The sequence below is a fragment of the Pseudomonas vancouverensis genome, assembly GCF_004348895.1.
In the GTDB taxonomy this organism is placed as follows: Bacteria; Pseudomonadota; Gammaproteobacteria; order Pseudomonadales; family Pseudomonadaceae; genus Aquipseudomonas; species Aquipseudomonas vancouverensis.
On sequence record NZ_RRZK01000011.1, the window covers coordinates 93,144 to 106,862 of the forward strand.

General features: G+C 62.0%; 12 protein-coding genes. 8 read left to right on the forward strand and 4 right to left on the reverse strand.

What is annotated here, in order from left to right:
* Positions 1 to 145: 145 nt before the first annotated feature.
* Complete coding sequence (locus EIY72_RS11950) at positions 146 to 601, forward strand: GNAT family N-acetyltransferase (RefSeq protein ID WP_231985573.1); 456 nt, start codon at positions 146 to 148, stop codon at positions 599 to 601.
* Here the strand turns inward: EIY72_RS11950 and EIY72_RS11955 are convergent, their stop codons facing one another.
* On the reverse strand, positions 602 to 1,948 hold the full coding sequence (locus EIY72_RS11955) for an MFS transporter (RefSeq protein WP_093222872.1): 1,347 nt from the start codon (positions 1,946 to 1,948) through the stop codon (positions 602 to 604).
* A gap of 359 nt (positions 1,949 to 2,307) precedes the next feature.
* On the opposite strand from EIY72_RS11955, the gene EIY72_RS11960 reads away from it, so the two are divergent.
* The gene (locus EIY72_RS11960) at positions 2,308 to 3,180 is read left to right on the forward strand and encodes a DNA/RNA non-specific endonuclease (protein ID WP_093222869.1); all 873 of its coding nucleotides are present in this window, start codon (positions 2,308 to 2,310) and stop codon (positions 3,178 to 3,180) included.
* Between the two features lie 80 nt (positions 3,181 to 3,260).
* Here the strand turns inward: EIY72_RS11960 and EIY72_RS11965 are convergent, their stop codons facing one another.
* Positions 3,261 to 4,175 (reverse strand): LysR substrate-binding domain-containing protein, encoded by a 915-nt coding sequence (locus EIY72_RS11965; RefSeq protein ID WP_093222866.1) that lies wholly within the window; start codon positions 4,173 to 4,175, stop codon positions 3,261 to 3,263.
* A 103-nt stretch (positions 4,176 to 4,278) separates the two neighbouring features.
* Here EIY72_RS11965 and EIY72_RS11970 point away from each other — a divergent pair, with 103 nt between their 5' ends.
* From EIY72_RS11970 to EIY72_RS11995, 6 genes are all read left to right on the forward strand, one after another.
* On the forward strand, positions 4,279 to 5,364 hold the full coding sequence (locus EIY72_RS11970; protein ID WP_093222863.1) for a tartrate dehydrogenase: 1,086 nt from the start codon (positions 4,279 to 4,281) through the stop codon (positions 5,362 to 5,364).
* Between the two features lie 232 nt (positions 5,365 to 5,596).
* A complete protein-coding gene (locus EIY72_RS11975; protein WP_093222860.1) occupies positions 5,597 to 7,207 on the forward strand; it encodes a BCCT family transporter in 1,611 nt (536 codons plus the stop codon).
* Between the two features lie 143 nt (positions 7,208 to 7,350).
* Complete coding sequence (locus tag EIY72_RS11980) at positions 7,351 to 8,469, forward strand: aromatic ring-hydroxylating oxygenase subunit alpha (RefSeq protein WP_093222857.1); 1,119 nt, start codon at positions 7,351 to 7,353, stop codon at positions 8,467 to 8,469.
* Positions 8,470 to 8,524: 55 nt separating this feature from the next.
* Entirely contained in the window at positions 8,525 to 9,973 is a 1,449-nt protein-coding gene (locus tag EIY72_RS11985; protein WP_093222854.1) for an NAD-dependent succinate-semialdehyde dehydrogenase, read from the forward strand.
* A gap of 63 nt (positions 9,974 to 10,036) precedes the next feature.
* Positions 10,037 to 11,008, forward strand: a complete 972-nt coding sequence (locus EIY72_RS11990) for a PDR/VanB family oxidoreductase (protein WP_093222851.1) — start codon at positions 10,037 to 10,039, stop codon at positions 11,006 to 11,008.
* Positions 11,009 to 11,132: 124 nt separating this feature from the next.
* Positions 11,133 to 12,218: a helix-turn-helix domain-containing protein gene (locus EIY72_RS11995; RefSeq protein ID WP_093222848.1), complete on the forward strand. Its 1,086-nt coding sequence runs from the start codon at positions 11,133 to 11,135 to the stop codon at positions 12,216 to 12,218.
* A 26-nt stretch (positions 12,219 to 12,244) separates the two neighbouring features.
* Here the strand turns inward: EIY72_RS11995 and EIY72_RS12000 are convergent, their stop codons facing one another.
* Positions 12,245 to 13,312, reverse strand: a complete 1,068-nt coding sequence (locus EIY72_RS12000; protein ID WP_093222845.1) for a threonine aldolase family protein — start codon at positions 13,310 to 13,312, stop codon at positions 12,245 to 12,247.
* A gap of 113 nt (positions 13,313 to 13,425) precedes the next feature.
* Positions 13,426 to 13,584 carry a helix-turn-helix transcriptional regulator gene (locus EIY72_RS12005; protein WP_231985572.1) on the reverse strand — a complete coding sequence of 53 codons (159 nt, stop codon included), beginning with the start codon at positions 13,582 to 13,584 and terminating at the stop codon, positions 13,426 to 13,428.
* Positions 13,585 to 13,719 lie beyond the last annotated feature (135 nt).

Consider the following 13,719-nt stretch of genomic DNA (forward strand, 5'->3'; position numbering starts at 1 on the left):
ATGTCGCCTGATAATGGTAGCAAACATATTTTTTTTGCCACCGGCAAACGTCAAACAAAGCTCGGCGTCGCTCACGCACCTTGGCAACTTGCGAAGCACGTCGCATGCTGGGCGGGCCAATTACCGTTTGTCAGGGAGCGCAGTTTTGCCAACCATTCGCCGGGCCCACCTTGAAGATGCCCAGTGCATCGCTGCACTGGTCACTGAGGCCTACACCCCCTACATCGCCAGAATCGGCAGGAAACCGGCGCCGATGCTCGATGATTATCGACAGGTCGTGGCCGATACCGACAGCTTTGTCCTGACCGACGACAGCGAGATCGTCGGCGTACTGGTGATGAGCCGCGAGGAGAGCGAGTTACTGCTGGTCAACATCGCTGTGTCGCCGCGTCACACCGGACGGGGTTTGGGGAAGATGCTCATGACGTTCTGCGAACAGCACGCGCAATCGCTGGGTTGCCAGGCCGTGCGGCTGTACACCCACGAGCGCATGGTCGAGAACATCGAGATCTACAAGAAGCTCGGCTACCAGGAAACCCATCGTGCTACCGAAGAGGGCTTTGCGCGGGTGTTCATGCGCAAGCCCCTTCAGGTTCGCTGATCAGGCCGGCGCCCGTACGGCTGCGCCTTTTTCCGGCGTCGTGATGTCATGCAGGGAAATCCGCGAGGTTTCCGGCAACGCCAGGCCGCCGAGCAACGCCAGTACCGCCACCGCGATCAGGTAGAACGCCGGCGACAGGTTGCTGCCGGTAGTGCTGATCAGCCAGGTGGCAACCAGCGGCGCGGTGCCGCCGAAGAGCGTGTAGGCCATGTTGTAGGTGATGGCCGAAGCGGTGTAGCGCGTGCGGGTGGGGAAGGTTTCCGAGAGCAGGGCGGCGGTGACCACGCCACACAGCACCGCGCCAACCGCCAGCAGCATCACGCCGATAATGGACGCGACGAACGAGCCGGAACTGGCCATCAGGAAGGACGGATACACCGCCACCATCAAGAGAAGGCAAGCGCTCGCCACGGTCATCCGCCGCCCGACCCGATCCGAGTACAGTCCGGCCAGCGGGCAGATCGCCGCCGCGAAAATCAGCGCGATCAACGACACCAGCAGCGCGGCGGCGCGACTCAGGCCGCCGGCGACTTGCAGGTAGGTCGCGAAGTAGGTGGTGAACATGTAGAACGACAGCGCCGTCAGCGAGACAAAAGCGCCCAGGCAGCAGATCGCCGCCCCGTGGTTGCGCAAGGTGTCCTTGAGCGGCGAATGGGCAACGGCATGTTCCTCGGCCACGGCCTGGAAGGCCGGCGTCTCGTCCAGTCGCCAACGCAGGTACAGGCCCACCAGACCCAGCGGCGCGGCAATCAGGAACGGCAGGCGCCAGCCCCAACTGCCCATGGCCTCGGCGGACAGTGAGGCTTCGAGAGCGTAGGCGACCACCGCGGCTGCGGCGAACGCGGAAAAGGTCGAGACTGGAATGAAGCTGCCATACCAGGCGCGCTTGTCACTCGGCGCGTGTTCCATCAGGTAGGCGCAGGCACCGGCGTATTCGCCGCCGGCAGAAAAACCCTGGGCACAACGGATCAGCGACAGCAGCAGCGGCGCCATGACGCCGATGGCGGCGTAGGTGGGCAGCAGGCCGATCAAGGTCGTCGCACCGGCCATCAGCAGGATGGTGATCGCCAACGTACGCTTGCGACCGATGCGGTCACCGAGCATGCCGAAGAAAATCCCGCCTAGAGGACGAAACGCGAAGGCCACCGCGAACACCGCGAAGGTCTTGAGCAAGGCGACGCTGGCATCGCCACTGGGGAAGAACTGTTGGGCGATGGTGGTGGCGAGGAAACCGTAAACGGCAAAGTCGAACCACTCGACGAAGTTGCCGATGCTCGCGGCGACAATGACTCGCCTGAGTGTTTGCGGGCTGACGTGTCCTGTTGCTGCATTACCTGTGTTCGTCATGCTGAACCTCCACGTCTCGTCCGTAAGAGGTCGATTATCCGGACAGGTATCGGCACGGTTCGCTTCAAACAAGTCATCGGCATAGTCAAAAGCGACTTTGCACGGTGGATTCAGGCATGATGCGCGGCGCGCGGCCAGGGCATTGATTGCAGAGCCCTCGGCGGTTAATGGGGGCGGGAATTTAAATGCATTGTGCAGGTCAATACACGCCGCATGAGCCACAACGCTCAATCGGCTTATTTTGATCAAGGACAGTGACAGCATGCTCGCCGCAACATAATCAACATCCTTCTGTACCAGGCACCGTGATCGGCGCTTATCCCACCTTTGTCACTCATTCCAATTCGAAGATTTAATCCATGCACCTACGCAAAATTGCCGTTGGGCTCTCGGCCCTTGTTTTGCTGTCGACCGGGGCTGAAGCCCGCAGTCTGCTGGACCTGCTCAAACCGCCCGCGCAGCATCAGGAACAAAGCTCGCGCTCGGGCTCGATCAGTCAGGGTGCGGCCCTCGATCTCTACTCGAACAAACAGAAGCAACCCTCGTTTGACGGCTGCGCCGATCTGTTCCCGTCCGCCAGGCCGATCAACACCGCCACCGTGCCGGCCAGCATGAAACCCATGGCGCTGTGTTCCGACCATTTTGCCGTACTGTATTCGCAAACCAGCAAGACGCCGCTGGTGGTGGTTGAGCGACTCAACGCCGCACAGTTGCGCGATGCCAAGGGTGAGGAGCGGACCAATCAGTTCTATGCCGACCCGCGTATCCCCAAGGGTGGGCGAGCCGAGCTGAGCGACTATAAGGGGCAGAAGCCGGCCGTGGATCGCGGTCATCAATCGCCGGCGGCCGATGCGCCGAACGCCAATGCGATGGCGCAGTCCTTTGCGTTGTCGAACATGGTGCCCCAGGACCCGACCAACAACCGCAAGATCTGGAGCAAGGTCGAGGCCGACGTGCGCAAGTTCGCCCTGCGTGCCAATGGCAACGTGTACGTCTTTACCGGCCCGCTGTTCGACCCGGGCTACACCACCATCGGCGGCAACAAGGTCTGGGTGCCGACGCGCCTGTTCAAACTGGTGTACGACGCGTCCTCCGGACGTGCCTGGGCCTACGTGCTGCCGAACGCGGAAACCCGGATCGAGAAACCGATGGATTACGCCACCTTCGTGAAAGATACCGGCCTCAGATTGCTGGGCGATCTGCCGGTCACGGGGTCTGTCGGTCGCGGTTGATTACCTGTTCATTGGCCGCGCCGGGTGCATCCCATGCAAGTGCGCGGCCATGAGGCCAAGGCGCGGCCGGGCGGGTTTGCTCAGTCCTCCGGCAAGCTATACCGCTCGGCAAAATACTGCCGCAGGTAATCCACCGCTACCCGCACCTTGGCCGAGTTGGCCAGGGGCGCGGTATACACCGCCCAGATGTCGGCGACCTGGCTGTAGTCGGGCAGGACCTGCACCAGGCGCCCGTCGGCCAGGCTGTCGTACACGTCCCACCACGACCGCAGCAGAATGCCGCGACCATCGATGCACCACTGGTGCACCACTTCACCGTGATTGGAGGACAGCGGCCCGGTGACTTTCACCTGTTCCTCGCCCTCAGGTCCCTGCAGGTGCCAGACGCCGAAGGGGTGATCGCGTTCCTTGATCACCAGGCAATCGTGGCTGGCCAATTCCGCCAGGGTGCGGGGTGTGCCGCGTCGCTCGAGATATACCGGGGCCGCACACAACACCCGGCGATTGCGCGCGAGCGGCTTGGCAATCAGGTGCGGATCGATTTCGTTGCCGACCCGCACGTCGAGGTCGAAGCCTTCGTCGATCAGGTCGATCAGGCGGTCCTGTACATCGAGGCGGATATCCAGCTTTGGGTGACGCTCGGCCAGTTCCGACAGGGCAGGGGCGACGAAGCGCCGGCCGAGGCCGAGGCTGCTGGCGATGCGCAGTTGCCCGCTGGGTTCGCGGTGCAGGGCGCTGACGTCGTCGCCCATACGCTGCACCGAGTCGAGGATGCGCAAGGCCCACTGATAGATGCGTTCGCCGTCGTCACTCACCGACACCCGGCGCGTGGTGCGGTGCAGCAGGCGCACGCCGAGGTTCTGTTCGAGCAGGCGCACGCGCTTGCTGACGAAAGCCGTCGACATGCCCAGCTCTGCGGCGGCGCTGCTGAAGCTGGAACGGCGGGCGACATGGACGAAGACATTGAGGTCTTCAAGGTTCGGTAGATTGTTCACAGTTCGGATAATAAGTATCAACAGTTGGGCTGATTGTACTTGCAGCGGCAACTTATAGCATGGGCGGCATCACATCCAACCTCTGATCAACAAAGGTGCCCCCATGAACAAGACATTCAGAATCGCCGCGATTGCCGGTGACGGTATCGGCCTGGAAGTACTGCCGGAAGGGCTGCGCGTGGTTCAGGCGGCGGCGCGCAAGTTCGGCCTGGCGCTGGAGTTCGAACACTTCGAATGGGCCAGCTGCGACTACTACCTCGAACACGGCAAGATGATGCCCGACGACTGGTTCGAGCAGCTCAAGGGCTTCGACGCCTTGTACTTCGGTGCGGTTGGCTGGCCGGACAAGGTGCCTGACCACATCTCCCTGTGGGGTTCGCTGCTGAAGTTCCGCCGCGACTTTGACCAGTACGTGAACATTCGTCCGGTGCGTCTGTTCCCTGGCGTGCCGTGCCCGCTGGCCGGCAAGAAGCCAGGTGACATCGACTTCGTGGTGATCCGCGAGAACACCGAAGGCGAGTATTCCTCCCTCGGCGGGCGCATGTTCGAAGGCACCGACAACGAGTTCGTGCTGCAGGAATCGGTGTTCACTCGCCGTGGCGTTGATCGCATCCTCAAGTACGCCTTCGACCTGGCGCAGACCCGCGAGCGCAAGCAACTGACCTCGGCCACCAAATCCAACGGCATGGCCGTGAGCATGCCGTACTGGGACGAGCGCACTGCGGCCATGGCGGCCAATTATCCGGACATCCGCTGGGACAAGCAGCACATCGATATCCTCTGCGCGCGTTTCGTGCTGCAACCGGAGCGCTTCGATGTGGTGGTGGCGTCCAACCTGTTCGGCGACATCCTCTCCGACCTCGGCCCGGCGTGCGCCGGCACCATCGGCATCGCGCCGTCGGCCAACCTCAACCCGGAACGCAAGTTCCCGTCGCTGTTCGAGCCGGTACACGGTTCGGCGCCGGACATCTTCGGCCAGAACATCGCCAACCCGATCGCCATGATCTGGTCCGGTGCACTGATGCTCGACTTCCTCGGCCAGGGTGACGATCGCTTCCGTGCTGCCCACGACGAAATCCTCAAGGCCATCGAGCAAGTGATCGCCAGCGGTTCGGTGACCCGCGACATGGGCGGCTCGCTGTCGACCCAGGCGGTCGGCCAGGCCATCGCTGAAATCGTCGGCGGATAAGCGGCAAGCCTCTGAATGGCGTGCGTCAGAGCCGACGCACGCCATCGATCCGACACGCTGCGCTTGCGCTGAACACTGAATATCTGCAAACTGTTAACCACTGGGTAGCTGTTAACCAATAGGTAACGAATAAGGAAGACGTCAACCTGCCGTAACGCTGCACTGTTTTCCGAAGCGCCTGCCTGCGTCCGGATGCAACGCTCAATAACAAAAACGTCCCAGGAGACGCCTGATGTCCCCCAAGAATAAAAAGGTCGATGTGTTCCTGATCTCCATGAGCCTGATAGCGGTTCTGCTCACGGTCATCGGGCTCGCGGCATTCCCCGCCGAGGCGGAGAAAGCTGCGAACCAGTTGTTCGAATTTTCCACCCGTACCTTCGGTACTGCCGTGCAGATGCTGATCTTCGGCAGCTCGCTGGCCGTGCTCTACATCGCCTTCAGCAAGTACGGCAACATTCGTCTTGGCGCCGGCAAGCCGGAATACTCCACAGCCACCTGGGTGTTCATGTTCATCTGCGCCGGCATGGGGTCCTCGACCCTCTACTGGGGTGTGATGGAGTGGGCCTACTACTACCAGACACCGGGCCTGAACATCGCCGCGCAATCGCGTCAGGCGCTGGAGTACAGCGTCAGCTATTCGTTCTTCCACTGGGGCATCAGTGCCTGGTCGATCTACGCCCTGGCTTCCCTGGCCATGGCCTATCACTTCCATGTGCGCAAGAAGAGCGGCCTCAACCTGGCCTCGATCATTGAGGCAGTGACCGGCTTCAAGGCCACCGGCCCGGTGGGTCGCATCGTCGACCTGATCTTCCTGCTGACCATGATGGGCGCACTGACCGTGTCCCTGGCGCTCACCGCGTCGACCCTCACCCGTGGCCTGTCCGGCCTGGTCGGCATTCCCGATACCTTCACCCTGCAAGTGACGGTGATCGGCCTGATTGCCGTGCTGTTCTCCCTGAGTTCCTACATCGGCATCGACGGCGGCTTGCAGAAGCTGAGCAAGATCGTCTGCTACGGCGCGCTACTGTTCGCCGCCGTGGTACTGCTGGTCGGCCCGACCCAGTTCGCGATCAACAACACCGCCAATGGCATTGGCCTGATGATCCAGAACTACGTGCACATGAGCCTGTTCACCGACCCGGCCGGCGACGGTGAATTCACCCGCAACTGGACGGTGTTCTACTGGCTCTGGTGGGTGTCCTACGCACCGGGCGTGGCCATGTTCGTGACTCGGGTTTCCCGCGGTCGGCAGATCAAGGAAGTGGTGTTCGCCCTGTTGCTCGGTGGCAGTGTCGGTTGCTGGTTCTTCTTCGGCGCGCTGGAAAGCTTCAGCATGCACCAGTTCATCACCGGCGCCATCGACGTGCCGAAGATCCTCACGGAGCAGGGCGGCGAAAGCGCAGTGCAGGCGCTGATCCTGTCGCTGCCGGTGGGCAAGGTGTTCCTCGCTGTCTACCTGTTCATCATGGCGGTGTTCTGCGCCTCGCACATGGATGCGGCTGCTTATGCGGTAGCGGCGACCAGCACACGCAATTTGCAGGAAGGTGATGATCCGTCGCCGACCCATCGCCTGTTCTGGTGCGTGACCCTGACCCTGGTGCCGTTGGCCATGCTGTTTGCCAAGGCATCGCTGTCGACCATGAAGACGGCTGTGGTGCTGACGGCCATCCCGTTCACCGTGATTCTGCTGCTCAAGGTCTATGGCTTCTTCAAGTGGATGCTGCAGGACTACGGCCACGTGCCGGCCCACCGCATCGAAGAAGAAGCGGCGGCGATGACCGAGCAGCAGCCGGTTGCCGCGCAGCCGGTGAAACATGGCGCCGAACCGGTGGCCGTGGCCTGACGATCCTGAGATGGCGCCGCCTGCCCGAGGGCGGTGCCATCGACGGGCTTTTTTTTGCCTGTCTTGTTAACCATCGGGTTGCAGTTAACTGATAACTAAAAATCTGCGCGGAGCGCGGGTTAATTGATTGCCTGGAGACACTCATGACTGATTTCGAACGTCTGCCCGCTGATTTCTGCAGCGACCCTGCACGTGCTTTCACCATTCCTGCCAACTTCTACACCAGCGCTTCGGTGTTTGAACACGAAAAGGAAAAGATCTTCGCCAAGAGCTGGATCTGCCTGGGCCACCGCAGTGAAGTGGCGGAAAACAACGCCTACATCACCCGCGAAGTGATCGGCGAAAGCATCATCGTCATCCGTGGTCGCGACAGCGTGCTGCGCGCCTTCTACAACGTCTGCCCGCACCGCGGTCACCAGTTGCTCGAAGGCAGCGGCAAGGCCAAGAACGTCATCGCCTGCCCGTACCACGCCTGGACCTTCAAGCTCGACGGCGAGCTGACCCACGTGCGCAACTGCGATCAGGTAGAAGCCTTCGACAAGGGCGATTTCAGCCTGGTGCAACTGCGCGTCGAAGAATACGCCGGCTTCATTTTCGTCAACATGGACCCGGACGCCGGCAGCGTCGAAGACCAGTTGCCAGGCCTGGAAGCGCGCATGCGCGGTGCCTGCAGCGTCATCGACGACCTGCACCTGGCGGCACGCTTCGTCAGCGACACCCCGGCCAACTGGAAGTCGATCGTCGACAACTACATGGAGTGCTACCACTGCGGTCCGGCGCACCCAAGCTTCGCCGACTCGGTGGACGTCGGTCAGTACGTGCACACCCTGCATGGCAACTGGTCGTTGCAGTACGGCATCGCCAAGTCGTCCGAGCAGTCGTTCCAGGTTGACGAGTCGGTCAGCGATCCGTCCTTCGCCGGTTTCTGGGCCTGGCCGTGCACCATGTTCAACGTGCCGCCGGGAGCCAACTTCATGACCGTGATCTACGAGTTCCCGGTCGATGCCGAAACCACCCTGCAGCACTACGACATCTACTTCCTCAACAAGGACATCACCGAGGAACAGCAGAAGCTGATCGACTGGTACCGCGAAGTGTTCCGCCCCGAAGACCTGCGTCTGGTGGAGAGCGTGCAGAAGGGCCTGAAGTCCCGCGGCTATCGCGGCCAGGGCCGGATCATGGTCGACAAGGAGCGCAGCGGCATCAGCGAGCACGGCATCGCGCACTTCCACAACCTGATCGCGGTGTCCCACCTCGACTGATCAAGCACGCGCCGCCGACAGTTCAAGGTCGGCGGCGGTTCGCGGAGTACCTTGCGTGAAACTCAATGATTGCAACCTGTTCCGCCAGCAAGCCTATATAAACGGGCGCTGGTGCGACGCCGACAACGGCCGCAGCGTGGACGTTCACGACCCGGCCAACGGCGAACTTCTGGGCCAGGTGCCGCTGATGGGCGGCGCCGAAGCCGTGCGCGCCATCGAAGCCGCCGACGCCGCGCTGGCCGGCTGGCGGGCAAAAACCGCCAAGGAGCGTGCGCAGATTTTGCGTCGCTGGTTCGAGTTGCTGCTCGAACACGAAAACGACCTGGCGCAACTGATGACCTTCGAGCAGGGCAAGCCGCTGCACGAAGCCCTCGGTGAAATCCGTTACGCGGCGTCCTTCATCGAGTGGTTCGCCGAGGAAGGCAAGCGTATCTATGGCGACGTGATCCCGAGCCCGGCAGCAGACAAACGCCTGCTGGTGATCAAGCAGGGCATCGGCGTGTGCGCGGCCATTACCCCGTGGAATTTCCCGGCGGCGATGATCACCCGCAAAGCCGCACCGGCCCTGGCTGCCGGTTGCACGATGGTGATCAAGCCAGCCAACGAAACGCCATTCTCGGCGCTCGCGCTGGTTGAGTTGGCGGAACGTGCCGGCGTCCCGGCCGGTGTGATCAACGTGGTCACAGGCGACGCCCCGGCCATTGGTGCGCAACTCACCGGTCACCCGCTGGTGCGCAAGCTCAGCTTCACCGGCTCGACCCCGGTGGGCCGTCTGTTGATGGGCCAGTGTGCGGAAACCATCAAGAAGGTCTCGCTGGAACTGGGCGGCAACGCGCCGTTCATCGTGTTCGAAGACGCCGATATCGAAGCCGCGGTGGAAGGCGCGCTGGTCGCCAAGTACCGCAATGCCGGACAGACCTGCGTCTGCGTCAACCGCTTCTACGTGCATGACGCTGTGTACGAGCGCTTCACCGCGCGTTTCGTCGAGCGCGTGGGCGAACTCGACGTAGGCCATGGCACGGCGCAAGGCACGCAGATCGGCCCGTTGATCACCGACAAGGCCGTGGCCAAGGTGCAGAGCCTGATCGACGACGCCACTGGCAAGGGTGCTGACCTGCTGTTGGGCGGCAAGCCCCATGCACTGGGCGGCAACTTCTTCGAGCCGACCGTACTGGGTGGCATTCGCCCGGGCATGGACCTGCTGCAGGACGAAATCTTCGGCCCGGTCGCCGCACTGGTGCGCTTCTCGACCGACGACGAAGTTATAGCGCTGGCCAACGACACCCTCTACGGGCTGGCGGCGTACTTCTACAGCCGTGACATCGCCCGCGTATTCAAGGTCGCCGAGCGTCTGGAGTACGGCATGGTCGGCGTCAACACCGGGCTGATCTCCAACGAGGTCGCGCCCTTTGGCGGCATCAAACAGTCCGGCCTGGGGCGCGAAGGCTCCAAATACGGCATCGAGGACTATCTGGAAATCAAGTACCTCTGCCTGGCGGTATAAGCCCGGCGAGGTTTGCCGGGACGACGCGGCCGCTGTCGTCCCGGGTTGCAGTTGAGGTGAATCATGGCCAACACATACGAAATGTTCAGCGTGCGGGTAACTGCCGTGGAACAGGCAACACCGCAGATCAAGCGTTTTACCCTCGCTCGCGAGGATGGCCAGCCGATGCCGGCATTCACCGGCGGCAGTCATGTGATCGTGCAGATGAAGGGCGCCGACGCCAAGGTCTTCAGCAACGCCTATTCGCTGATGAGCGACCCGCGCAACCTGAGTCACTACCAGATCGGCGTGCGTCTGGAAGAGCAGTCCAAGGGTGGCTCCGCGTACATGCACCAACAGGTGGAAGTCGGCAGCCTGCTGACCATCTCCACCCCGAACAACCTGTTTGCGCTGGATGCCAAGGCCGGTCGCCACGTATTGATCGCCGGCGGCATCGGCATCACGCCGTTCCTGTCCCAGCTGCATGAGTTGGAGGGCAGCGACGTGCCCTATGAACTGCACTACGCCTTTCGCAGCCCGGAACACGGTGCGTTTCAAGGCGAACTGGCCGACGGCGCCCATGGCCAGAACGTGCGTTTCTACATTGACAGCCTTGAGCGTCGACTGGACCTCGCCGGACTGTTTGCCGGTCTGGATGAAGACGCCCACGTCTACGTCTGTGGCCCGAAACCGCTGATCGATGCCGTCAGCGACGGCGCGAAGAAGGCCGGTATCGCCGACGCACGGGTGCACTTCGAACAGTTCGCCGCCGCGCCTGCCAGTGGCGGTGCCTTTACCCTGGTGCTGGGCCGTTCCGGCCGTGAGCTGCGGGTGGAAGAGGGCATGACCATCATCCAGGCCATCGAGAACGTCAAGGCCGCCCAGGTGGACTGCCTGTGCCGCGAAGGGGTCTGCGGTACCTGCGAAACGGCAATCCTCGAAGGTGAGGTGGAGCATTTCGACCAGTACCTGTCGGACGATGAAAAGGCTTCCCAGCAGACCATGATGCTTTGCGTTTCCCGGGCGCGTGGGGAGCGACTGGTGATCGACCTCTGACCGGTCTGTCATTTCTTTTGTAGGAGCGAGCTTGCTCCTACAGGGGGAGGAGGGCGGTGGCCTGCCGTCACGGATTGACTCCTGTGTATACTGCTGGTCCCCGGCACCCCACACAGGACCGCACATGACGGAAAACAGTTTCGCCTTCCGCCTGAAGGAATTGCTCGAACTCAACAAGCTGACCCTGCAAGTGGTGGGCACGGCGTTGGGCATCTCGCGCACGTCGGTGCACAAGTGGACCCGCGGGGGCGAGATCGACTACGACAACCTGCGCAAACTGGCGGACTTTCTCAAGGTCAACTGGATCTGGTTGCGGTATGGCGAAGAAGCCCTGCGCGACCTGCAAGGTGCCGAATCCGTCGAGTTGCCAATGACCGACCTGCGCCGTCGCTACACCACCGAGATCATGGAAAGCGAAGAGCGCATGAAGCTGGCCCAGGAAGGCGCGCGCATCGTCACCTGGGAGTGGAACCTGGTCAGCGACGAGGTGACCTACTCACCCAACGTCGAAGAAGTGTATGGCTGGTCGGTGCACACCAACGAAGAATTCTGGAGCCATCTGGCGCAGGACGACGTACTGGCGATGCAGGCCATGTACGACCGCGCCATCAACGAAGGCAGCGGCTGCGAATTCGACTTCCGCATCTTCCAGCCCGACGGCAGCCTGCGCAGGATTTCCTCCCGGGCCACGGCGGTCAAGGACGCGGTCGGCCGTACCGTGAAGATGGTCGGCATCAGCATGGACAACACCGTGCGCATGCAGATCGAGGACGAGTTGCGCGACAGCGAGGAACGTTTCCGGGCGATCTTCGAACTGGCCTGGGGCGCTCTGGCCTATATCGGTCTGGATGGCGGCTGGCAGCGGGTCAACGGCAGCGTCTGCGAGTTGCTCGGCTACAGCGCCGACGAACTGTACGCAATGACCTTTCAGTCACTCACCCACCCCGACGACCTGCCAAAGAACCTTGAGCTGCTCGGCCAGTTGATGTCCGGGCAAATCGACCGCTACGTGCTGGAAAAGCGCCTGCGCCGCAACGACGGCAGCTACCTGTGGGTGCGTGTGCGCACCTCGCTGCAACGCCGCCCCCAGGACGGCGTGCCCGATCACCTGATCAGCGTCTTCGAAGACATCAGCGCCGAATGCGTCGAGCGCGAGCGGTTGCAGGCGCGGATAGCAGAACTTGAAGCACGCCTGACCGAGCGCGCCTGACTCGCCCCCGGTGTCCCTCAACAAGGTTATGCGTGCAGCGTGGAGACCACCTGCCTGACGTGTTTCAGCAGGTGATCGACATCCTCGGAGGTGGTGGCGAACGAGGTGACAAAACGCACGATGTTTGCGCCCCAGCGATCATGGTAGAAACCGAATCCGGCCTTGAGCAGCGCCTGAATGATGGCTGAATCCAGTTTGCAGAACAGGATATTGGCCTCGGTTTCACCCTGAACCTCCACACCTTTGAGTCCCGCCAATCCGCTGGCCAGGCGCCGGGCTGCATCATTGGCCTGGCGTGCGTTGCGCAGCCATAGGTCGTCGCTCAGATACGCATCCATCTGTGCCGAGAGAAAACGCATCTTCGACAGCAGATGCCCCGAGCGCTTGCGGCGAATGTTCAGCTCGCTGGCCAGCGCAGGGTTGAACAGTACGATGGCTTCGGCAGCCAATGCGCCGTTCTTGGTGGCACCGAACGACAAGGCATCCACGCCAGCCTTCCAGGTCATCTGCGCCGGGGTGCAGCCCAGGGAGACCAAGGCGTTGGCAAACCGTGAACCGTCCATGTGGTAGCCAAGTGCATTGGCCTTGCACACCTCACCGATGGCACCAATCTCGTCGAGGTTGTACAGACTGCCGACTTCAGTGGCCTGGGTGATGCTGACGCAGGCCGGTTGGGTGGTGTGCACATCGCCGACCTTCTCACGGCTGCGGTCACGCAGGCGCTCGACATCCAGCCTGGCCGACGGGCCGTCAATGGTGATCAGTTTCGCGCCGGAAAAGAATTCAGGGGCGCCGCATTCATCGTTATTGATATGGCTGGAAGGGTGGCAATAGATGTTGCCCCAGGGTGGCGTCATTGCACTCAGGCACAGGCTGTTGGCGGCGGTGCCGGTGGGCACGAGCAAGACCTCCACGTCGCGCTCGAAGATCTCGCTGAGCTTGAGTTTGACCTGCAAGGACAATTCATCCGAGCCGTACGCGCCCGCTTGGCCGGTGCTGTGATTCACCAGCGCTTGCGCGACCTCGGGTGATGCGCCGGCGATGTTGTCACTGGCAAAACCCAATGCGGGCGGTCTGTTGGTTTCAGCGTTCATGTTCCTGTCCTCGGCTGCACGGGCAGAGTTGATCTCACCCGTTTTTGTGCATCCTAGGGAGAAGGAGGGCGGTCAGGCTTGTAAAAAATTGACGGTCGCCAAGGGCCGGTTTTTCACGTCCGGTAGCGCGAGGGTGCGACGCCGAATGCGTGCCGGAAAGCCCGGTTGAAATGACTTTGATCGTAAAACCCGACCGCTTGGGCGACGTCGATGATGGGTTGTCCGCTCCGTGACAGCAGGGCGCAGGCGTGTTCCAGACGCAGGCGCAGCAACCACGCGTTTCGTTCAGAACCAGTGCTCGTACATCTTCAAGAGAAACTCCGGATTTACAGGCGCGTTTGATGCCGAGCCGATGACAGAATCAATGCCGCACTTTGGACACAAAGCTGTGTTACCGCCGTCGACCC

Coding starts and splice junctions, on each gene's coding strand:
- EIY72_RS12000 (WP_093222845.1), bottom strand. CDS start 13,312: ATGAACGCTGAAACCAACAGACCGCCCGCATTGGGTTTTGCCAGTGAC.
- EIY72_RS11960 (WP_093222869.1), top strand. CDS start 2,308: ATGCACCTACGCAAAATTGCCGTTGGGCTCTCGGCCCTTGTTTTGCTG.
- EIY72_RS11955 (WP_093222872.1), bottom strand. CDS start 1,948: ATGACGAACACAGGTAATGCAGCAACAGGACACGTCAGCCCGCAAACA.
- EIY72_RS11990 (WP_093222851.1), top strand. CDS start 10,037: ATGGCCAACACATACGAAATGTTCAGCGTGCGGGTAACTGCCGTGGAA.
- EIY72_RS11970 (WP_093222863.1), top strand. CDS start 4,279: ATGAACAAGACATTCAGAATCGCCGCGATTGCCGGTGACGGTATCGGC.
- EIY72_RS11975 (WP_093222860.1), top strand. CDS start 5,597: ATGTCCCCCAAGAATAAAAAGGTCGATGTGTTCCTGATCTCCATGAGC.
- EIY72_RS11980 (WP_093222857.1), top strand. CDS start 7,351: ATGACTGATTTCGAACGTCTGCCCGCTGATTTCTGCAGCGACCCTGCA.
- EIY72_RS11995 (WP_093222848.1), top strand. CDS start 11,133: ATGACGGAAAACAGTTTCGCCTTCCGCCTGAAGGAATTGCTCGAACTC.